This window comes from Enterobacter cloacae complex sp. IR5418 (assembly GCF_049238105.1).
Taxonomy (GTDB): Bacteria; Pseudomonadota; Gammaproteobacteria; order Enterobacterales; family Enterobacteriaceae; genus Enterobacter; species Enterobacter hormaechei.
The window spans coordinates 175072-197453 of the sequence record NZ_JBMKHS010000002.1; the positions used below are offsets into that span (position 1 = coordinate 175072).

The 22382-nt window shown below is 56.5% G+C and carries 18 protein-coding genes and 1 tRNA gene; 15 read left to right on the top strand and 4 right to left on the bottom strand.

All coding sequences use genetic code 11. The annotated features are described in order from the left end of the window. Positions 1-166: 166 nt before the first annotated feature. From fimA to sfmF, 6 genes are all read left to right on the top strand, one after another. Positions 167-730 carry a type 1 fimbrial major subunit FimA gene (gene fimA, locus ACOTX7_RS02510; RefSeq protein ID WP_032673619.1) on the top strand — a complete coding sequence of 188 codons (564 nt, stop codon included), beginning with the start codon at positions 167-169 and terminating at the stop codon, positions 728-730. A 69-nt stretch (positions 731-799) separates the two neighbouring features. Further along, positions 800-1342, top strand: a complete 543-nt coding sequence (gene fimI / locus ACOTX7_RS02515) for a type 1 fimbrial protein subunit FimI (RefSeq protein ID WP_032673618.1) — start codon at positions 800-802, stop codon at positions 1340-1342. A 34-nt stretch (positions 1343-1376) separates the two neighbouring features. Continuing rightward, entirely contained in the window at positions 1377-2069 is a 693-nt protein-coding gene (gene fimC / locus ACOTX7_RS02520; protein ID WP_221257015.1) for a type 1 fimbria chaperone FimC, read from the top strand. 14 nt (positions 2070-2083) lie between these two features. Continuing rightward, positions 2084-4642: a fimbrial biogenesis usher protein gene (locus ACOTX7_RS02525; protein WP_221257016.1), complete on the top strand. Its 2559-nt coding sequence runs from the start codon at positions 2084-2086 to the stop codon at positions 4640-4642. After that, a complete protein-coding gene (fimH, locus tag ACOTX7_RS02530; RefSeq protein WP_047355332.1) occupies positions 4635-5642 on the top strand; it encodes a type 1 fimbria D-mannose specific adhesin FimH in 1008 nt (335 codons plus the stop codon). The genes ACOTX7_RS02525 and fimH overlap by 8 nt, the downstream gene beginning before the upstream one ends. Before the next feature lie 9 nt (positions 5643-5651). Beyond that, positions 5652-6173, top strand: coding sequence for a fimbria assembly protein (gene sfmF, locus ACOTX7_RS02535; RefSeq protein WP_006809811.1), 522 nt, complete (start codon positions 5652-5654; stop codon positions 6171-6173). Between the two features lie 50 nt (positions 6174-6223). On the opposite strand, the gene fimZ is transcribed toward sfmF, so the two are convergent. From fimZ to ACOTX7_RS02550, 3 genes are all read right to left on the bottom strand, one after another. Further along, positions 6224-6856, bottom strand: coding sequence for a fimbria biosynthesis transcriptional regulator FimZ (fimZ, locus tag ACOTX7_RS02540; protein ID WP_221257017.1), 633 nt, complete (start codon positions 6854-6856; stop codon positions 6224-6226). Positions 6857-7665: 809 nt separating this feature from the next. Continuing rightward, positions 7666-8382 carry a helix-turn-helix transcriptional regulator gene (locus tag ACOTX7_RS02545; protein WP_032673616.1) on the bottom strand — a complete coding sequence of 239 codons (717 nt, stop codon included), beginning with the start codon at positions 8380-8382 and terminating at the stop codon, positions 7666-7668. 24 nt (positions 8383-8406) lie between these two features. Continuing rightward, positions 8407-9069, bottom strand: coding sequence for an EAL domain-containing protein (locus ACOTX7_RS02550; RefSeq protein WP_125357886.1), 663 nt, complete (start codon positions 9067-9069; stop codon positions 8407-8409). 303 nt (positions 9070-9372) lie between these two features. Between ACOTX7_RS02550 and ACOTX7_RS02555 the strand changes: the two genes are divergently transcribed. The 9 genes from ACOTX7_RS02555 to ACOTX7_RS02595 all read left to right on the top strand — a co-directional run bounded on the left by ACOTX7_RS02555 (position 9373) and on the right by ACOTX7_RS02595 (position 21129). Next, positions 9373-9449 (top strand) — tRNA-Arg (locus tag ACOTX7_RS02555). Between the two features lie 225 nt (positions 9450-9674). Then, on the top strand, positions 9675-9950 hold the full coding sequence (yahO, locus tag ACOTX7_RS02560; protein WP_006809733.1) for a DUF1471 family periplasmic protein YahO: 276 nt from the start codon (positions 9675-9677) through the stop codon (positions 9948-9950). A 198-nt stretch (positions 9951-10148) separates the two neighbouring features. After that, positions 10149-12332 (top strand): TonB-dependent receptor, encoded by a 2184-nt coding sequence (locus ACOTX7_RS02565; RefSeq protein WP_221813017.1) that lies wholly within the window; start codon positions 10149-10151, stop codon positions 12330-12332. A gap of 127 nt (positions 12333-12459) precedes the next feature. Next, positions 12460-14433 (top strand): PhoX family protein, encoded by a 1974-nt coding sequence (locus ACOTX7_RS02570; protein WP_221257019.1) that lies wholly within the window; start codon positions 12460-12462, stop codon positions 14431-14433. 102 nt (positions 14434-14535) lie between these two features. Continuing rightward, the gene (pheP, locus tag ACOTX7_RS02575; RefSeq protein WP_213828768.1) at positions 14536-15921 is read left to right on the top strand and encodes a phenylalanine transporter; all 1386 of its coding nucleotides are present in this window, start codon (positions 14536-14538) and stop codon (positions 15919-15921) included. A 749-nt stretch (positions 15922-16670) separates the two neighbouring features. Beyond that, complete coding sequence (locus ACOTX7_RS02580) at positions 16671-17906, top strand: MFS transporter (RefSeq protein ID WP_205924294.1); 1236 nt, start codon at positions 16671-16673, stop codon at positions 17904-17906. A gap of 15 nt (positions 17907-17921) precedes the next feature. After that, on the top strand, positions 17922-18947 hold the full coding sequence (locus ACOTX7_RS02585; RefSeq protein ID WP_221257020.1) for a sugar phosphate isomerase/epimerase family protein: 1026 nt from the start codon (positions 17922-17924) through the stop codon (positions 18945-18947). Next, positions 18940-20082 carry a Gfo/Idh/MocA family protein gene (locus ACOTX7_RS02590; RefSeq protein WP_221813019.1) on the top strand — a complete coding sequence of 381 codons (1143 nt, stop codon included), beginning with the start codon at positions 18940-18942 and terminating at the stop codon, positions 20080-20082. The genes ACOTX7_RS02585 and ACOTX7_RS02590 overlap by 8 nt, the downstream gene beginning before the upstream one ends. 75 nt (positions 20083-20157) lie before the next feature. Beyond that, a complete protein-coding gene (locus tag ACOTX7_RS02595) occupies positions 20158-21129 on the top strand; it encodes a LacI family DNA-binding transcriptional regulator (RefSeq protein WP_221257022.1) in 972 nt (323 codons plus the stop codon). On the opposite strand, the gene ACOTX7_RS02600 is transcribed toward ACOTX7_RS02595, so the two are convergent. Continuing rightward, entirely contained in the window at positions 21130-22374 is a 1245-nt protein-coding gene (locus tag ACOTX7_RS02600; RefSeq protein WP_006809725.1) for a mechanosensitive ion channel family protein, read from the bottom strand. Between the last annotated feature and the right edge of the window lie 8 nt (positions 22375-22382).

The window sequence follows — 22382 nt, forward strand, 5'->3', positions numbered from 1 at the left end:
GGGATTAGGATGTGACCTGGCAAAATGGCAGCGTTTTGACATATTACAAAATAGATTCCTGAGCTACTTTGTCCTCTCCGAAATAAGCCTTCAATTTTTTAATTGAACGTATTTCTTATTCCCGAATATGCGCGGGAAGGGTTATTTACATTTTAAAGGAATAGACATGAAACTCAGCAACATTGCTTCTACTGTTATTGCAACTCTGGCCCTGGTCGCGGGTGCCGCTCACGCAGAAGATCCGGTAGCGCCTGTATCTGTAAACGGTGGTACGGTGCATTTTAAAGGTGAATTAGTGAATGCCGCGTGTTCAGTAAATACTGACTCTTCTGAGCAGACGGTTAATCTCGGCCAGTACCGTACCGCGAAATTCACCAAAGTGGGTGACACCACCTCCAATATTCCGTTCACCATCGAACTGAACGACTGCGATCCTGCGGTAGCGAAAACCGCTGCTGTCGCGTTTACCGGCCAGATCGACGCCACCGACAAAACGCTGCTGGCGGTAAGCTCCGGTAACAACGACAACTCCGCGAAGGGCGTGGGCATTGAGATCCTCGACAGCAAATCCACCACGCTGACCCCGGATGGCGCCACCTTCTCTGCGGCGCAGAGTCTGATTGAAGGGACTAACACCCTGAACTTCACCGCGCGCTATAAAGCCACGGCGGCAACCACCGCGCCAGGCCAGGCCAACGCGGACGCAACATTCGTAATGAAATACGAGTAATGCCTGAATACAGGGATGTGGCTGGCCTCAGGGAAGAGGTCTTTTAATCGCTTATACCGGGAGCGAAGGATGACAAGGACTGGGATACTGCTGTGTGCCCTTGCGATTGCCCCAGCGGTAAACGCACATACCGTTGTGATTGACGGCGGCAAAGTACACCTCAGGGGAGAGCTGGTTAACGGCGGCTGCGCCGTGGCCCCGGACAGCCAGAATATGCGCGTGGATATGGGGCAATACCGCACAAACGCCTTTTCCGGCGTCGGCAGCTTTTCCACGGTTAATGTGCCTTTCACCGTACGCCTGCTGGATTGCAGCGTGGACGTCTCCCGCACCGTAGGGATCCAGTTCCAGGGAGTGACACCGGCAGAAGACCCGCAGGTTTTCCTGGCGACATCGCGGCCGGGGGAAAACGCGGTCAGCAGTGGTGTCGGGCTGGCGCTTTTTGACGAACAGCAACGCCAAATCATCCCGAACGCGACGGCGGTGAGCTGGTTGCCCATTAATACCCGCGAGCTGGCATTTCATTTCAGCGCCCGCTACCGGGCAATATCCGAACACCTTGTACCAGGCACTATTCAGTCGAATGTCTGGTTTACGTTGATTTATCCCTGACGCCTGCGAACTAATTATTAAAGGTACGGTTGTGATGAACACCCTGATTAAACCTGGACTGTTTTTATCTTTTATTATGATGATGGTTTCTGCCAGCGCGAATGCGTCCGGCGGAATTGCGCTGGGCGCGACGCGCGTTATTTATCCGGCCGATGCAAAACAAACGTCGCTGGCGATCACCAACAGCAATAAACAAGAGCGCTATTTAATTAACGCGTGGATAGAAAATGCTAACGGGCAAAAGGAAAAAACCTTTGCCGTCACGCCGCCGCTGTTTGTCAGCGAGCCAGCCAGCGAAAACACCCTGCGCATTATCTACGCAGGCCCGGCGCTGCCTGCCGATCGCGAATCGCTTTTTTACATGAACGTCAAAGCGATTCCCTCCGTCAGCAAAAAACATCAGGACGGCAACAACGTCCTGCAACTGGCCATTCTGTCTCACATCAAGCTGTTTGTTCGCCCGGCTAATCTGGCGATGCCGCCGGAAGAGGCGCTCTCACAGCTGCGCTTTGAGCGCGTCGGCAACCATCTTAAGGTGAGCAATGCCTCGCCGTATTACGTCACGCTGGTCAATCTGAAACTTGGCGGTCAGACCCTGGATAACCTGATGGTTGCCCCCAAAAGCTCGGCGCAGCAGGTACTGCCCACCGCAACGAGCGGCATGCTCTCCTGGCAGAGTGTGAACGACTATGGCGCCATTACCCCGGCGCGTAGCGTCAGCCTGTGAGCAGAGACAGGGCGATGAACACTCAATGGCGTTACTGCCCGGTTGCGCTGGCACTGATGGCAACGCTCTGGCCACACGCTGGCTGGGGCGAGAGCTACTTTAACCCGGCGTTTCTCTCCGATGACACGGCGAACGTGGCGGATTTGTCGCGTTTTGAAAAAGGCCACCAGCAGGCACCGGGCGTCTATCGCGTCGATATCTGGCGTAACGATGAGTTTATTGGCACGCAGGACGTGCGGTTTGAGCAAGCTGACAACACGCCGCCGGTCGCGGACGGTTTGTCGCCGTGTATAACGCGCGCGATGCTCGATCGCTTTGGCGTCAATATCGCCGCCTTCCCGGAACTGAGCAACGTGCAGGGCGATACCTGCGTTCCCCTCACCACGGCTATTCCCGGCAGCGAAACGGCGTTTAACTTCGCCTCGTTGCGCCTTAACGTCAGCCTGCCTCAGGTGGCGATGCAAAACAGCGCCCGGGGGTATATTCCGCCTGAACAGTGGGATGAAGGCATCCCCGCCGCGCTGCTGAACTACAGCTTTACCGGCAACCGGGGCAGCGACGACGACAGCTACTATCTGAACCTGCAAAGCGGGTTGAACTATGGCGCCTGGCGATTACGCAATAACGGCGCGTGGCGTTACACCGATAGCAACGGCCAGCGGCACAGCAGCTGGCAAAATATCGGCACCTGGGCGCAGCGTACAATTATCCCGCTGAAAAGCGAGCTGGTGCTGGGTGACAGCAACACCGGTAACGATGTCTTCGACAGCGTCGGTTTTCGCGGTGGGCGGCTCTATTCGTCCGACAGCATGTACCCGGACAGCCTGCAAGGCTACGCACCGACCGTACGCGGAATCGCCCGCACCCCCGCCAAAGTGGTGATCCGCCAGAACGGATACGTGATTTACCAGAGCTATGTGCAGCCGGGGGCCTTTGCGATCACCGACCTTAACCCGACCTCCTCAAGCGGTGACCTGGAGGTGACGGTGGAAGAGAAGGACGGCAGTCAACAGCGCTACACCGTACCGTATTCCACCGTCCCACTGCTCCAGCGTGAAGGACGCTGGAAATACGATCTGGTGGCGGGGGATTATCGCAGCGGCAACAGCGAGCAGGATACGCCGTTCTTCGCTCAGGGAACGATGATAGCGGGCCTTGCCGACGGCTATACGCTGTACGGCGGTACGCAGCTGGCCTCGCGGTATACCGCCATTGCCATTGGCGCGGGGAAAAACCTCGGTGACTGGGGGGCGGTCTCACTTGACCTCACGCATGCCCGCAGCCAGCTTGCGGATGACAGCCGCCATGAAGGGCAGTCCCTGCGGTTCCTGTACGCCAAATCCCTTAACGGATTCGGCACCAACTTCCAGCTGCTGGGCTATCGCTACTCGACCAAAGGCTTCTACACCCTCGACGATGTGGCCTGGCGCACAATGGAAGGCTACCAGTATGGCGACGATCAGGATGATGACGGCGTGCCGGACGTGCAGAGCTATCACAACCTGACGCTGAATAAAAAAGGGCGTTTCCAGCTCAATATCTCCCAGTCTCTTGGCGATTACGGTTCGCTGTACGTATCAGGCAGCCAGCAGAGCTACTGGGGCACCAGCGAGTCCAACGTCTGGTACCAGCTCGGCTACGCGGGCGGGGTGAAAGGGATCAGCTACGCCTTATCCTGGTCGTGGAACAAGTCCGTCGGCATTGACGGAACCGACCGGATCGCCTCGTTCAACGTCTCCGTCCCGTTCAGCCTGTTTACCCGTCACGGCTACCGTCGCGACAGCGCGATCGACCGGGCCTATGCCACGGCCTCAGCCAGCCGTAACAGCGACGGTGATACCAGCTGGCAGACCGGGATCAGCGGAACGCTGCTCGAGGATCGTAACCTGAACTACAGCGTCACGCAGGGCCACACCAGCAACAACGGCGCCAGCGGCAGCGCCAGTGCCAACTGGCAGGCGACGTACGGCACGCTGGGCGTGGGCTACAACTACACCCGGGATCAGCATGACCTCAACTGGCAGCTCTCCGGCGGCGTGGTGGGGCATTCCGACGGCGTCACATTCAGTCAGCCGCTGGGCGATACCAACGTTCTGATCAAAGCGCCGGGTGCGTCAGGCGTCAGCGTCGAAAACCAGACCGGCGTTAAAACAGACTGGCGTGGCTATGCGGTAATGCCGTACGCCACGGTGTACCGTTACAACCGCGTGGCGCTCGACACCAACACCATGAGCAACAACACCGACATTGAAAATAACGTTTCCAGCGTCGTGCCGACGAACGGTGCGCTGGTGCGCGCCAGTTTTGACACCCGCATCGGCGTGCGCGCGCTGCTCACCGTGAAGCGCGATAACCAGCCTGTACCGTTTGGGGCGGTGGTGCGTGAAACCAAAAGCGGCGTCACCAGCATGGTGGGAGATGACGGCCAGATTTACCTGAGCGGGCTGCCGCTGAGCGGAGAACTGCTGATTCAGTGGGGAGACGGGAAACAGTCCCAGTGTCGTGCACCTTACAGCCTGCCAGAACAGAGCCTGCAACAGGCGATCACACTTAAGGGGATCCGCTGTGAATAAAATCCATTATCTGGGGTTATCCCTTCTGGCGTTTTTGCCGGTATCTGCGGCGTTCGCCACCGTCTGCGTCAATGAAAATGGCGTACCGACGGAGGTGTATTACGACCTGACGGACAAATTCAACAGTTCCAATAACCAGGTGGGGCAGGTGGTCACGCTCAGCGAGAAGTCCCAGTGGGTGGGCGTTAACGCCGTCTGTCCTAAGGGAACGATCGGGAACACCACCAAGCGCAGCTATGTGACCGATTTCCCGGTCACGGGCACCAGCGATGGCTACCAGTATCTGAAGCTTAACGACTATCTGGACGGGGCGATGAAAATCACCGACAGCTACGCTGGCACGTTTTATCCGCCCAAAAAATACATTCAGATGGGGAGCCACCCGAATGTGTCTAAAAACAAACCGTTTGGCGTACAGGATTCCAGCCTCGTCTTTCGGCTTAAAGTGACCCGACGCTTTATCAATATGGTGGTGATCCCCCGGGCGACCATGTTCCGGGTTTACGTCACCACCACCTCCTCGGATCCCCTCACCACGCCGGTCTATACCATCAGCTACAGCGGGACCATTCAGGTGCCTCAGAGCTGTGAAATTAATGCCGGGAATGTGGTGGAGTTCGATTTTGGGGACATCGGCGCCTCCCTGTTCAGTAAAGCGGGCATCGGGAATAAGCCGGAGGGTGTTTCAGCGCAAAGCAAAACCATCGGCATAAAATGCACTAACGTCGAGGCGAACGCCATGCTGACGATGCGCGTTGAAGCGGAGAAGGTTTCAGGCAGTACGCTGGTTTCCGATAACGCGGATGTGGGCTTTGTGATTGCCAACAGTAATGGCGTGCCGCTGACGCCGAACAACCTGACCAGTAAAATTCCGTTCCGTCTGGACGACAGCGCGCAGGCGCAGGTGGGGATCCGCGCGTGGCCTGTCAGCGTGACCGGGAAAAAACCTGCCGAGGGGCGTTTTACCTCGCGCGGCTATTTACGCGTCGACTACGACTAAGGAGCAGGTATGCGAAACGGGATGCGGTGTTTAGCCGTCGCGCTCTTTGCGCTTTGCCCCCATGCGTATGCAGAGACGGCGCTTGGGGAAATTAACATTCAGCTTTACGGCAATATTGTCGATTTTACCTGCGTGGCAGAGGGGGACGACAGCAATAAAACCGTCACGCTCGGCACCTGGCCAACGAAGCAGCTTCGCACAACGGGAAGCCGGACGCAGCCTGTGCCGTTCACCCTTAAGCTGACCGGATGCCCGCCTGGGGCGGCTTCGGTCACGTTTACGGGGAAGGTTGACGGGCATGATAACAGCCTGCTGGCGCTGAATGATGCCAGCGCGGCCAGCAACGTGGCCGTGGAGATCCTCGACCGGGATAAAACGCGCCTCGCCTTACAGCAGGCGAGCCAGACGGTGTCGGTAGATGCGCAGGGAAATGCCGAACTGTCGTTTTATGCCAATTATATCGCCACGGCGGATAACCCACAGCCGGGCCGGGCTGACGCCGATGCAACATTCATGATTAATTATAATTAATCGGATATATTCTCCCTGTTACGGTTATACGTTGCAGGGAGAGTGCAGGGTTACAGTAATTCGTGCGCTTTCGCGTAATCAATTAATTCAACGATACTTTGCACACCCAGCTTGGAAAAGATATTAGACTTATGGGCGCTAATTGTTTTGTTGCTAAGTAATAATTGATCCGCAATCTCCTTATTTGATAATCCGTTCGCCAGATATCGCAGAACCGTCACCTCACGATTCGATAATGGCATATCCACAGCGGCACATGTCCGGGAGCCAAGATGGTTTATAAAGCTCAATGTTTCTGAGGGGAAAAAAGAATAGCCCGTCAGGATCATTTCCACCGCGTTATAAATTTCCCCCAGATCCTTTCGCTTACTGACAAAACCATTTGCCCCGGCGCGGATGGCGCGCCCTGCGTAGAAAGCTTCAGATTTTGAAGAGAGGAAAAGAACCTTAATGTCTTTATTTAAGTTCCTGATTCTTTTCAGTAATACGAACCCATCTGTGCCCGTCATTTCAATATCAAGTATGACCAGATCAATGGGGTGATTGCGTATACAGTCAAGTACTTCGTGGCTGTCGCCTGACTTCAGTTTAACCTGGATGTTTTTATTTTTCTGTAGCAGGACTTCTATCGACATTCTGACGATAGGGTGTTCGTCCATAATGATAACGGATGCCGGTTTCATTTTTTATGCCTCAGATTGTTAAAAGCGTTATGCTGAGTTTTGTTAAAACTCTCGAAAAGCCGGAAGGATAATTGCGCAGATCCTTGTACGGTAAATGTCCCTGGGAAGAGCGAAAGCATCCTTGTTTACGTAGTGGTGATATCAATGCCTCAGCGCAGTTATCTCATAAGGCTGGTTATGGCAAAATGATTTTTCTTATTCGCGTGTCAAACACGTCTTATTATACCGTTTAAGTATTGTCCGAAAAGCCTGTAAATTAATATCCATATATTGCTGATTATTATCTTCTGGATCTGAATCGCTAACTTTTTAAAATTAGCAAAAATGTCCTGATATTGCATTTACCACACACTTTCATCTTTATGTAATAACAAAAAATAAACGATCTTACTGTGTGTTAATCAAATGTTAAAAATGCGAGGGCTGTGACAGCCTGTTTCCCGCCCGTCCGCCCTCCCAGATATCCGCTTGTACGTACGTTATCCCCCCGTTTCAAACATCTCATGGCAGATTAACGATCCAAACAACAGAACAGCATTATCTGCTGTTTTCTTCACCTCTCATCGCTTTCTTTTACAGGTGAATCGCTTGTTTTTACACCATTATCATCCTGTTAACGGAAACGCCAGAACCTTAACGCATGGATAAAACCACTCTCATCGAGCGTGCAGGCAGCATTTTGCAGGGTTGAAGATGAAGAATTAGGAATAGTTATAAAATCGAAAGTTTTGTTAAAAAACACAAAAATTTAACATATATCCTAAGTAATTTCCTAAAGGTCTTTAGGAATTAAGGGGTTACTGAATACGTTAATACGTAAAATCTGAGAGGTTGTTGAGAAGATGTAGCAACTCATGACGATGATTCAGCCCAAGTTTCGCCAGGATGCAGCTGAGACGGTAAATAATGCGGCTGTAAGGGCGGTTCTGTAACTGCGCGATTTGGCGCAAGGAGCTACCCTGCGACAGCGCCTGTAAGATCGGCCATTCATCCCGGGAAAACCACTCTTTACGGTGTCCGGGAGGGGAGGGCGCTTCCAGCAAAGTTTGTTGCATAGCCAGCGCCGTAAGCTGGCGTTCAAGCACATGAAAAGGGCCAGCCGCTTTACAAAACAGGCGGGCATCATAATCATCGGCGCGGACGAGCAGGTAGGGTGTCAGGTAGGGGGCGAACAGGCTGTGGCGGCGTAATCGGTCCAGCAGGTCAATGAGCGGCGAGGCGCGGCTCTCGATGTCGACGACCAGACGCGATGAAGGCCAGTGATTCAAATCACTGAGGGCGGCATCCAGCGTGGAATAGTCGCAGCAATTGCTCAGGGGCGACTGCCCGCTCAGAAAACCGGAACGGAAAAAATTATCCTGTGTGACCAGAATGATAAAGGGAGCATCGGTTTTGCGGGTCTGGTTGATTGACTGGCTCAAATATTCGAGACGATCAAAAAATGGGAGAGCAAAAGGCGAGTGCGTAGAACCCAGTGAATCACTTCCTGTCCGACGACGCCGATAACGGCGCACTGTCATTCGCATAGCTTCCCTCTTGGCGATGACCGTTCAGTCCTCCTGCCATCTCCAGGATGGCCAATAATATCCCTGACCGAAGCGCGCGCCAGCCTGAAGTGCGCATGCACGATCCCTTTCTGTTTCAATGCCTTCAATGAGCACATTCGTAGCGATTTTTGAACAAAGCGTGACCAGCTGTGTCAGCGCCGGCGTTGCACGTAAACGCCAGAAAGCGATCTTATCGATTTTTATTCCGCTTAACGGCAGACGGCAGGCTAAAAATGCACGTCCTGACGCTTCATCAATATCATCCAGCCAGATCCGGTGTCCCTGCGCGGTCAACTGCTGAAGTGCACAACTCACCCTCAGACGTGCCGGGTCTGAGAGTGAAAAGAACGAGGCAGGTTCCACGAGTTCAATGTTCAGCGGTGGGCTATTCAGTTGCAGTAAACGCTGGAACATTTCCGGTATGGTCAGAACGGTTATCGGCAAATTTATGAAAAGGTTGTCACAGGGGAAGGGGTTTTTTAACGCGGCGATCTGTGCTTCCAGCAGCATAAGTGCCCGGGCGGCGGACAAGTCGCGGAAAAAGCCTTCGCTTTGCTGATGCGGCGACAACACGCTGAGCACTTCGGCCCCTACCGTGCGCGAAGAGGAGAGGGCGACAATGGGTTCAAGCTTGATGCCTGTAATGTCGCGTGAGATGTGTTGCACGTGCGAGGGGAAACCTGTCTGGTCTGGCGCTGTCACTCCGTCGTCCTGTCCACTTCCAGCCTCCTGGCGGCCGGGATACCGCAGGACAGTGTGAAGGCGAAGTGAACAGGAAAACAGCAGGCGTTACTTAAAAGCGGCTAAGCCTTTTCGCAGCCCGTAAAAGAGGGATAAATGTTGAAAAAACAGCCGTATTTACAATCAACTAGTCATTATCGCCAGAGAAGGCGGAAAAGGCATTGACTCACTACGCATTGACCGTATAATTCCAGGCGTTTCACCACCGCGAAGTACACTCTTCTCCGTGCGCCCTTAGCTCAGTTGGATAGAGCAACGGCCTTCTAAGCCGTAGGTCGTAGGTTCGAATCCTACAGGGCGTGCCATTACATTTCACAGATTTCCGCCTGCGTGACGTCCTGCTGATTTTCTCCCTGAAACACTCATGCCGAAAATAGCGTTAACGCACGTTTTTCACAGCACAATTGACTGTTATAACAGTATTTTTCTTACGCTGTGGCAATTTTGCAATTCCTCTACCATGCTCATAACACCTCACTCTTACTGGTGGGGCTTTTTGTAGTTGCTGATTAATCTCAAGGAAAAAGTTTATGAAAAAAACGACTGCTATTTTGATGGGCGCTGCATTTCTGTTTACCACCAATACCTTTGCGGCTGAACTGCTGACGAAAAACGAGTTTGAGAAAGTAGAATCACAGTATGAAAAAATCGGTACTGTTAACACCTCCAATGAAGTATCGGTCGACGATGCGAAAAAAGAGCTGATCGAGAAAGCCGATAAGCAAGGTGCTGATGTGCTGGTGCTGACTTCCGGTAATACCAACAACAAGATCCACGGCACTGCCGATATTTACAAGAAAAAATAATCCCTTAGCAACCACCCCGGTTTCGGGGTGGTTGCGCGCCTTACGTCCCCCCAGCATTGTTTCTTGCCTCTTCTCGCGCAGAGATGCCATTGACACTTGATTACGCACGCATAATGCGTATAGTTCTCATTTGCATTTCTTTTAATAAATTTAAGGCCCGACAACGGGTCATTTTTGCGCGCACGTTAAGAGCTCATAATGAACAACACCACAATGCACAAAACGCTGCTGGCGCTTGCCATTGGCGCGGTTACACACTCCGCTTTTGCGGCGGATGAGAAAAAAGAGGACACCATCGTCGTCCAGTCCACCGCGGGGAGTGATTTCAAACCCGGCGGCGACCAGCTGGTACCCGCCTTCCTCGACGGACAGGTGGCGAACGGCGGACGAATGGGGATGCTCGGTCAGCAGAACGCCATGGACGTGCCGTTCAATATCATCAGCTACACCTCGAAGCTGGTGGAAGATCAGCAGGCGAAAACCATTGCTGACGTGGTCGCCAACGATGCGGGCGTACAGTTCGTTCAGGGGTACGGTAACAGCGCGGAAACCTTCCGCATTCGCGGCCTGAAGTTTGACGGCGATGACATGACTTTTGGTGGGCTTTCTGGCGTGCTGCCGCGTCAGGTGGTGGATGCCCAGATGGTCGACCGCATTGAGATCTTCAAAGGCGCCAACTCCCTCATGAACGGCGCGGCAAGCTCCGGCGTGGGCGGGATGATCAACCTTGAGCCAAAACACGCGGGCGACACCCCGCAGGCGAAAGTGGGCGTGGACTACACCTCGGATTCCCAGATTGGCACCACGCTGGATGCGGGGCGCCGTTTTGGTGATAACGACCAGTTTGGCGCGCGGGTGAACCTCGTGCATCGCGAAGGGGAAACCGGCGTACCGAACGATCGCCGCCGCACCACGCTGCTCTCCACCGGTCTGGACTACAAAGGCGACCGTTTCCGCTCCTCGCTGGATCTGGGCTATCAGAAGAAAACTTTCCACGGCAGCCCGACCAGCGTCAACATCTCGGCGGTGGACTTCGTACCAGAACCGCCGAAGAACGATCGCAATTTCTCGCAGAAATGGGCCTACAGCGATATCGAAAACGAATTCGGGATGTGGCGCAGCGAGTACGACATTACCGATAACTGGACGGCGTATACCGGCCTCGGCGCGCAGCACGCACACGAAGAAGGGATCTACAGCGCGCCGAAGCTCCTGGACAAAAGCGGTAACGCGACGGTCAGCCGTCTTGATACTAACCGCATCAGCGATTCCGTCAGCGGCATGGCGGGCATTCGCGGTAACTTCACTACCGGCTTCGTCTCGCACAAGGTCAACGTCGGGTACTCCGCAATGACCAAAAACGAAAAAATCGCGTGGAAAATGTCGGCCGCGGCGGATAACCCGACCACCAACATCTACCACAACACCGGCGTGGCTATGCCGGACAGCACCAACTTCAGCGGCTCCGGCGGCAAATACAGCGATCCGCTGACCAGCGGGCGCACCCGTACCCAGGGCTGGCTGCTGAGCGATACCCTGGGCGTGCTGGACGACAAGCTGCTGTTCACCGCAGGCGCGCGCCATCAGAAGGTGGTGATTCGCGGGTACAACAAAATCACCGGTGCGGAAAACGACGCGGACGGCTTTGACGGCAGCCGCTGGATGCCCACCTACGGTGTGGTCTATAAGCCGTGGGAGGAAATCTCTCTCTACGCCAACCACACCGAAGCGTTGCAGCCCGGTGAAACCGCGCCTCGTTCAGCAAACAACTACGGTCAGAGCACCGGTATCGTCCACTCTAAGCAGAACGAAGTGGGCGTGAAGGCGGACTTTGGTCGCGTGGGCGGCTCCCTGGCGCTGTTTGAGATCAAAATGCCGTCGGCCATCCTCGACGACAGCGGTCACTACGGCCTGGACGCAGAGCAGCGTAACCGTGGCGTGGAGCTGAACGTCTTCGGCGAGCCAATGCTCGGGATGCGTCTGAACGCCAGCGCCACCTGGTTGCAGGCCGAGATGACCAAAACCAAAAATGGCGTCAATCAGGGCAATGATGCCATTGGTATTCCGAACTTCTACGCCGTGCTGGGCGCAGAGTACGACATCAAGCCGATTGAGGGTCTGACGGCGACCGCGCGCGTTAACCACTCCGGCACGCAGTATGCCGACCTGGCGAACAGCAAAAAGCTGGACAGTTACACCACGCTGGATCTGGGCATGCGCTATCGCTTCGCGGTGAATCACAATGCAAACCAGATGACCGTGCGGGCGGGCATCGACAACGTGACCAACGAAAACTACTGGGCCAGCGTGGACGATTCCGGCACCTACATCACTCAGGGCGAACCGCGTACCTTTAAGGTCTCGGTTGGCTACGAGTTCTAAGCGTTCCACCTCGTTATCCGGGGCAGGGACGCCCCACTCCCGTCGTTAGCGTGTTATAAAATTGTAATAAAAGCTTCTTACACTGGTCGCCACAACCTTACCTCTTGGCCAATGACAGGAAGCCGCTATGGGCAGACCCCTCAAATCCGTATTTAAAAAAGAACATCGCGACGACATCACTAACCGCAGCGCTAACCCGGTTTTCTCCGAGGTTGCTGAGGTGTTCCTCTCCCGCCGCCGTTTTCTCCAGATGGGGGCCGTCGCGGGGGCCGCCGTATCATTCCCGTATCTGATCACACCCGAAAATGCCATTGCCGCGGTATCGAAGCCTTCCGCGCTGGCAAAGGCGGTGTCCCTGGGCTTTACCAGCATTGACGTCTCCACGGAAGACACGGTCAGGGTGCCGGAAGGCTACATCGCCCGTCCGTTCTATCGCTGGGGCGATCCGACGGGGATCAAAAATAACATGCCAGCGTTTAAGCCGGACGCCAGCAACACCACGGACGAACAGGCCGTGCAGGCGGGCATGCACCACGACGGCATGGCGTGGTTTAGCCTGCCGCAGGGGGGGCAAAACCCGGAGCATGGCCTGCTGGCGATGAACCATGAATACATTGATAACGGAATGCTGTTTACCGACGGCACGGCGAACTGGAGCCTCGACAAAGCCCGCAAGGGGCAGAACGCGATGGGCGTGTCAGTGGTGGAAGTGAAAAAAACGGGCAGCGGCTGGGAGGTGGTGCGTCCGTCTTCCTTCGCTCGCCGTATTACCGTCAATACGCCGATGCAGCTTACCGGCCCGGCGCGGCATCAGAATTTAATGAAAACCGCCGCCGACCCGCAGGGGGAGCGCGTGCTGGGTACCATGCAGAACTGCGCCAACGGGCATACGCCGTGGGGCACCTATCTCACCTGCGAGGAGAACTGGTCGGACATTTTTGTGAAAAAAGCCGATCTCAACCCGCTGGAAAAACGCTACGGCATCAGCGACAGCGATGAATCCTACCGCTGGAACGAGGTGGATGACCGGTTCAGCGTCGATAAAACCCCTAACGAACCCAACCGTTTCGGCTGGGTGGTGGAGATCGATCCCTACAACCCGACCTCCACCCCGCGCAAGCACACCGCGCTGGGCCGCTTCAAGCATGAGGGGGCAGCCGTCACGCTCGCCACCGATAATCGCGTGGTGGTCTATATGGGGGACGATCAGAAGTTTGAGTACATCTATAAGTTTGTCTCGGATAAAAAATACGATCCCGCAAACCGTGAAGCCAATATGCAGTTGCTGACCTCCGGCACGCTGTACGTCGCCAGGTTCAACGAAGAGGGGAGCGGCGACTGGCTGCCGCTGATCTTCGGGCAAAATGGTCTGGATAAAAGCAACGGTTTCGAAAGCCAGGGCGATCTGCTGATTAAAACCCGCCTGGCGGCGGACGTGGTGGGGGCAACGAAGATGGATCGCCCCGAGTGGATAGCCGTCGACCCGCACGCCAGCGGCAGCGTCTACTGTACGCTCACCAACAACAGCGATCGCGGCAAGGAGGGCAAGGCGCCGGTCGATGCCGCCAACCCGCGCGCCAGTAACGTGTTTGGGCATATTATGCACTGGCACGAAGACGGCGCTGATCCTGCCGCCGCACGCTTTAAGTGGGATATTCTGGTTATGGCCGGTCGTACCGACGGCGACGATCCGAAGGCCAAAGGCTCCATGCAGGGCGCGGCATTCGGCAGCCCGGATGGGTTGTCGTTTGACCATCAGGGCGTGCTGTGGATCCAGACCGATGTCTCCTCCAGCACCATTAATAAGAAAGCGTACGAGGGGATGGGCAATAACCAGATGGTGGCCACCATTCCGGGCACCAACGAGTATCGCCGTTTCCTGACCGGGCCGCGCGGGTGCGAAATCACCGGCATTGCGTTTACGCCGGACAACCGGACGCTGTTTATCAACATTCAGCATCCGGGGGAGGGCGGAGATGATATTACCGACCCGGCCAATCCGCGCGCAGTTTCCAACTGGCCAGACGCCAGCCCGGACGGACGCCCGCGTTCGTCAACGGTGGTGATCGTCAAAGCCGACGGCGGGATCATCGGCTCGTAAGGTTTATCCGCCGGGCGCATGCGCTGGCCCGGCGTTAAGCTTGCTACCACCAGCATGAAGTGTTAAAACGTGCCCCTTCTAAAAAAGAGACAGGGGTAGGGCGTGAAAGACGCGTCATCCGCTTCAGGCCATGGTCGCGCTGAAGCCTCGTCGGATCAGAGTCCGACGCTGCAACGTGGTTTGCAAAATCGACATATTCAGTTAATTGCCCTCGGCGGCGCGATCGGTACCGGGCTGTTTCTCGGCATCGGCCCCGCCATTCAGATGGCTGGCCCGGCGGTTCTGCTGGGTTACGCTATCGCCGGGATTATCGCCTTCCTGATCATGCGCCAGCTCGGTGAGATGGTCGTTGAAGAGCCGGTGTCTGGCTCCTTCGCACACTTTGCCTACAAATACTGGGGGCCGTTCGCAGGCTTCCTCTCCGGCTGGAACTACTGGGTGATGTTCGTCCTGGTGGGCATGGCCGAGCTGACCGCCGCTGGCATCTATATGCAGTACTGGCTCCCGGACGTCCCGACGTGGATCTGGGCGGCGGCCTTCTTCATCATCATTAACGCCGTTAACCTTGTGAACGTGCGCCTGTATGGTGAGACCGAGTTCTGGTTTGCGCTGATCAAGGTGCTGGCGATTATCGGCATGATCGGCTTTGGCCTGTGGCTGCTGTTCTCCGGCCACGGCGGCGAGCGCGCGAGCATCGACAACCTGTGGCAGCACGGCGGCTTCCTGGCGACCGGCTGGAAAGGGCTGATTCTCTCCCTCGCGGTGATCATGTTCTCCTTCGGCGGGCTGGAGCTGATAGGTATTACCGCTGCCGAAGCGCGCGACCCGCACAAAAGCATTCCGAAAGCGGTCAACCAGGTGGTGTACCGCATCCTGCTGTTCTATATCGGCTCGCTGGTGGTGCTGCTGGCGCTCTACCCGTGGGTAGAAGTGAAATCCGACAGTAGCCCGTTCGTGATGATTTTCCACGATCTGAACAGCAACGTGGTGGCTTCGGCACTGAACTTCGTTATTCTCGTGGCATCGCTGTCGGTCTACAACAGTGGGGTTTACTCCAACAGCCGCATGCTGTTTGGCCTCTCCGTGCAGGGCAACGCGCCGAAGTTCCTCACCCGCGTCAGCCGTCGCGGCGTACCGATCAACTCGCTGTTCCTTTCCGGCGCTATCACCTCGCTGGTGGTGCTGATCAACTATCTGCTGCCGAAACAGGCTTTTGGCCTGCTGATGGCGCTGGTTGTGGCGACGCTGCTGCTGAACTGGATCATGATCTGCCTCGCGCACCTGCGTTTCCGCGCGGCGATGCGCCGTAAGGGACGCGAGACGCAGTTTAAAGCGCTGCTCTATCCGGCAGGGAACTATATCTGTATTGCGTTCCTGGGGCTGATTCTGGTGCTGATGTGCACCATGGATGAGATGCGTCTCTCGGCGATGCTGCTGCCGGTGTGGGTGCTGTTCCTGTTTGTGGCGTTTAAGCTCTCACGAAGGTAAAAGCAAAACGGCAACCTGGTTGCCGTTTTTAGTGTTTGCACCCTCTCCCCGTAGGCTGAGGAATCCCCACAAATTAATGCGAGCAGTGAACCATCCCCTCGCCCCTTGGGGGAGAGGGTTAGGGTGAGGGGCACATACGGCGGTAGTGGTCATTCCGTTCACGTTATGTTCCTTGCTACTCTGTAAGGACATGACCGGTGAACGTGCCAGGGCGGTTCAATCGCCACCGCCCTGGCGACCCGGGCTCCCGGCGGTAAATCGCCGCTTCGCGGTGCCCTCAGCTTATTCCTTCAGGCTATCGGGTCGGGCATGAGCCTGCATCCATGCAGGCCACGCCCTCTCGGCGCATCCCTGCGCCTCGCCCCGGCCTTACGGAAACGCTTCGGCGCTTTACAGCCGGACCAGGACGTCGCTGCAAGCCATCGTTCATTGTGAAGTCGCTTTATTGCTTCAGCTTAAAAATTACTGGGGATCCCTCAGCCCCGTAGGAGAGGGCCGGGGTGAGGGCACCAGACCGCACCATCCCCCCGCCTTCACGCCCGGTGGCGCTGCGCTTACCGGGCCTACATGTTCGTGGACGTTATTTAACAGGCCGGGTCAGGCGCAGCCGCCACCCGGCACCACCCCTTCACCTTTATCGTGACCCCTCTCCCAATTCTGTTTCGATCCACAGGATCTTTATTTTGTAATCGATTACTTTTCAATTGAGCGAATTTGTAATCGATTACTTTTTCCGGGTGAGGCTTATCATGGTGTCAACTGAGAGTAGTGAAAAGGCGATAACGCAACACCGGCTGCTGGTGCCGCGTTTGTCGCTGATGATGTTTCTGCAATTTTTTATCTGGGGTAGCTGGTCGGTCACGCTTGGCCTGGTGATGACTCAGCACAACATGTCTTTGTTGATTGGCGATGCGTTCTCCGCCGGGCCTATCGCTTCCATTCTCTCGCCGTTCGTGCTCGGCATGCTGGTAGACCGCTTCTTCGCTTCACAAAAGGTGATGGCGGTGATGCACCTGGCGGGGGCGGCCATTCTCTGGTTCGTGCCGGGGGCGCTGATTGCCGAAAACGGCGCGCTGCTCATTGGCCTGCTGTTTGGCTATACGCTCTGCTATATGCCGACGCTGGCGCTGACCAACAACATCGCATTCCACAGCCTGGCGAACGTGGATAAAACCTTCCCGGTGGTGCGCGTGTTCGGCACCATCGGCTGGATCGTGGCGGGTATTTTTATCGGCGTCACCGGCGTGGCGTCCAGCGTCACCATTTTCCAGGTGGCGGCGGTCAGCTCCGTGCTGCTGGCGCTCTACAGCCTGACGCTGCCGCACACGCCAGCTCCAGCGAAAGGCCTGCCGGTGAAGGTGCGGGATCTCTTCTGCGCGGACGCCTTCGCGCTGCTCAAAACCCGTCACTTCTTCGTCTTCTCCGTCTGCGCAATGCTGATTTCCGTCCCACTCGGCACCTATTACGCCTACACCGCCTCGTATCTGGCGGATGCCGGAATTGCCGACGTCAGCACCGCCATGTCGTTCGGGCAGATGTCTGAGATCGTCTTCATGCTGGTTATTCCGCTCCTGTTCCGTCGTCTGGGCGTGAAATATATGCTGCTGATCGGCATGCTGGCGTGGTTCGTGCGTTATGCCATGTTCGCGCTGGGCGTGAGCGAGGAAGGGCGCATCCTGCTGTACCTCGGCATTCTGCTCCACGGCGTCTGCTACGATTTCTTCTTTGTTGTCGGCTTTATCTACACCGACCGCGTGGCGGGCGAAAAGGTGAAAGGCCAGGCGCAGAGCATGATCGTGATGTTCACCTACGGCATCGGCATGCTGCTCGGCTCGCAGATTTCCGGCGCGCTTTATAACCGCCTGGTGGCAGGACAAACCGTGCCGCAGGCGTGGGTCACATTCTGGTGGATCCCGGCGGTGGCTGCCGCGGCGATCGCGCTGATTTTCCTTCTCACGTTTAAGTATGACGATGACAAGGCGTAACGTTCAGGAGGTGGTATGAGGACGATAAAAGGACCGGGTATTTTTCTCTCGCAGTTTATTGGCGCAGAAGCGCCGTTTAACTCGCTCGACGGGCTGGCAGGATGGGCGGCGGCGAAGGGTTACAAAGCGGTGCAGATCCCCTGTAACCATCCGCATATCTTTGACGTCGAAAAAGCGGCGGAGAGCCAGGCCTACTGCGATGACATCGCCGGTAAGCTGGCTGCGCACGGGCTGGTCATCAGCGAACTGTCGACCCATCTGGAAGGGCAGCTTGTGGCGGTAAACCCCGCCTACAGCGAGGCATTTGACCACTTCGCGCCCGCCACCGTGCGCGGCAACGACGTGGCCCGCCGGGCATGGGCGACGGAAAAGCTGAAGCAGGCGGCGGTCGCCTCGGCAAGACTGGGCCTGAAAGCACACGCCACTTTCTCCGGCTCGCTGGCCTGGCCGTTCTTCTACCCGTGGCCGCCGCACAACGAGCAGCGTTTCCAGGAAGCGTTCGAAGAGCTGGCAACCCGCTGGCGGTCAATACTGGATACCTTCGACGAGCAGGGCGTGGACGTCTGCTTTGAGCTGCATCCGGGGGAAGATCTGCACGACGGCGTCACCTTCGAGCGTTTTCTGGCGCTGGTGGATAACCATCCGCGCTGCAACATTCTCTATGATCCAAGCCATATGCTGCTCCAGCAGATGGACTACCTGACCTTTATCGACATCTTCCACGCGCGCATTAAGGCGTTCCACGTCAAGGATGCCGAGTTCCGCCCCAACGGGCGCAGCGGCGTCTACGGCGGCTATCAGCCGTGGATCAACCGCGCCGGACGCTTCCGCTCGCCCGGCGACGGGCAGATCGACTTCAGGGGTATTTTCAGCAAGCTGGCCCAGTACGACTACGACGGCTGGGCGGTGCTGGAATGGGAGTGCTGCCTGAAGGATGGCGATACCGGCGCGCGCGAAGGCAGCGAGTTCATCCGCCGCCATATTATCCCCGTTTCCGGGCGGGTGTTTGATGATTTCGCCGCAGGAGGCGGGCATGATTAACGTCGGGATTATCGGCAGCGGGTTTATTGGCCCGGCACACATCGAGGCGCTCAGGCGTCTCGGGTTTGTGCAGGTGGTCGCGCTCTGCGACGGCGCGCTCGGTAAGGCGCAGGAAAAGGCCCGTCAGCTTAACGTGCCGCACGCGTACGCCAGCGTGGAGGAACTGCTCGCCCACCCCAGTCTGCACGTGGTGCACAACTGCACGCCGAACCACCTGCATGCCGAAATTAACCGCCAGATCCTGCGCGCGGGTAAGCATGTGTTTTCCGAAAAGCCGCTGTGCATGACCCCGGACGAGGCGCGCGAGCTGGTGGCGCTGGCGGAGCAGGCGGGCGTGGTGCATGGCGTGAGCTTTGTCTATCGCCAGTTTGCGATGGTGCGTCAGGCGGCGAGCATGATGCGCGCGGGTAGCCTCGGGCGGCTGTTTGCCTCGCACGGCAGCTATTTGCAGGACTGGATGCTGCTGGAAACCGACTACAACTGGCGGGTGGATGCCGCGCTCGGCGGCGCATCGCGGGCGGTGGCGGACATCGGCTCCCACTGGTGCGATACGGTGCAGTATGTGACCGGCAGGCGCATTACCGAGGTAATGGCTGATTTGTCCATCGTCTGGCCGACGCGCAAGGCCAGCACGGGCGGTCATCAGACCTTCTCCCATGACGAGCAGGCGGAGTATGAAGACAAACCGGTCTCGACCGAGGACTTCGGCTCGGTGCTGTTCCGCTTTGACGACGGCAGCAAGGGCAGCTTTAGCGTCTCGCAGGTGAGCGCCGGGCGCAAAAACCGCCTGACGTTTGAGATTAACGGCAGCGAGCGCTCGCTGGCGTGGGATCAGGAGATCCCCCAGCAGCTGTGGATAGGCCATCGCGCCAGGGCCAACCAGACGCTCAGCGACGATCCGGGCCTGATGAACTCTGACGTGGCCGACAGCGCCCACTTCCCCGGCGGGCACATTGAAGGCTGGCCGGATGCCTTTAAAAATATGATGGCGCAGTTCTACCGCGCCGTGCAGGCGGGCGCGATGCCGGAAAAGCCTGCATTTGCCACCTTCCACGATGGCGCGAACGTGATGTATATCATTGATGCCATTGTGAAAAGCCATCAGCAACAGCGCTGGGTGCGCGTAAGATACTGACGCATTGCCCGGTTCGCCGGGCAACCAATTTATGGTAGCCTGCACAAAACGCTAACCGCAGGATGTATCGTCGCTATGTCAATTCAGAAAATCGCTCAACTGGCCGGAGTATCCGTGGCAACGGTCTCCCGCGTACTGAATAACAGCGATACCGTGAAGGCGAAAAACCGCGAGCGCGTTTTGCAGGCGATCCAGGAGAGTAACTATCAGCCCAATCTGCTGGCGCGTCAGCTGCGCACCGCCCGCAGCTATATGATCCTGGTGATGGTCTCGAACATCGCCAACCCGTTCTGCGCCGAAGTGGTGAAGGGCATCGAAGCCGAGGCGGAGAAAAACGGCTATCGCATTCTGCTGTGCAATTCCGGCTCGGACATTGAGCGCTCCCGCTCGGGTTTAAGCCTGCTCTCCGGCAAAATTGTCGACGGCATTATCACCATGGATGCGTTCTCGAAACTGCCGGAGCTGGCCGCGCTGATTGGCAACGCGCCGTGGGTGCAGTGCGCCGAATACGCGGATGCGGGCGCGGTCTCCTGCGTGGGGATTAATGATGTCGATGCCTCCCAGCACGTTGTCAGCCAGCTGGCCGACAGGGGACGCAAACGCATTGCGCTCATCAACCACGACCTCAGCTACAAATATGCCCGCCTGCGCGAGCGCGGCTACAAGAGCGTCATTCACCTGCGGGATCTGGACTATCAGGCGGTGGAGTATGCCAGTGAGCTTAGCTCCGGTGCGGGCATGGCGGCGATGCAAAACCTGTTAAAAACAAATCCGCCGGATGCGGTGTTTGCCGTTTCCGATACGCTGGCGGCGGGGGCGCTGCGCGCCATTCAGCAGGCCGGACTGCGGGTGCCGGAGGATATCGCGGTCGTGGGCTTTGACGGCACCGAGCTGGCAGAGATGATTTCACTCACCACCATTGAACAGCCGTCGCGGGATATCGGGCGCAAGGCGGTCGATCTGCTCTTGAATAAGATCGAGAACCCGGATGCGCCCACGGAAAGGGTAATGATGGACTGGCGCTTTATTTCCCGCGCCAGCACCTGATTATTGCGCGATAACGCCTGCCAGCGAGCGAATATCGTTTCCGGTTGGTGACTGGTGAATACGCAGACCAAATTCATCCACCACCGCGAAAATATGGTCGAAGATGTCGGCCTGAATATCTTCATATTCTGCCCAGATCACCGTGTTGGTGAAGGCATATATTTCAATCGGCAACCCGTTAGCATCCGGCGCGAGCTGGCGCACCATCAGCGTCATATCTTTGCGAATGCGCGGGTGATTGCGCAAATATTCATTCAGGTAGGCACGGAAGGTGCCGATATTGGTCATCTTGCGCAGGTTTAATACCGATTCCCCTTCGCCGTTCTGCTGATTCCACAGGCTAATTTCCTCATGACGCGCGGCCAGATACGGCTTCAGCAGCTTCGCCTGGATCAGCTTCTGCTGCTCCTGCTCGTCGAGGAAATGAATGCTGGTGGTATCGATATTCAGGCTGCGCTTAATGCGGCGACCACCGGAGGCGGACATCCCGCTCCAGTTGATGAACGCGTCAGAGACCAGCGCCCATGTTGGAATGGTGGTGATGGTGTTATCAAAGTTGCGGACTTTAACAGTGGTGAGACCAATGTCCGTTACCGTGCCGTTAGCGCCATATTTCGGCATCTCCAGCCAGTCGCCGAGCTTGAGCATATCGTTGGCGGAAAGCTGAATGCCAGCAACCAGTCCGAGTATCGGGTCTTTAAAGACCAGCATCAGAACGGCGGCCATGGCACCCAGACCGCTGATCAGAATTGCCGGGGACTGGCCGATCAGCAGGGAGATAATCAGAATCCCCACCAGAATGGCGCTCACCAGCTTGATGCCCTGGAATATCCCTTTCAGCGGGAGCTGTGACGCGGTGGCCATTTTCTGCGACAGATTGAATATCACGTCCAGCAGCGAGAAGAAGGAGAGCAGGGCATAGACCATCACCCACAATTTTGCGCAGGTGGTGAGCATTTCCGCCGCTTCGCTGCCTTTTTGCAGCCACAGAACCGCCTGAACGTTGACGATTATCCCCTGAAGGGTAAACGCCAGACGGTGAAATAACTTGTTCTGCGTAATGATCTGCAACCATAAATGGCTGCTGGCCTGCGCGCGTTTCTCGAATGCGCGCAGCACCACTTTGTGCAGAATAAAATGAACGATAAGGGCAGTAAGAAAAATAATACCAAAGATAATCACTAAAGAGGTGGTGTGATTAATTTCAATCCCTAACTCTTCAACCTGAGCAATTAATTCCTGCATAACGTCTC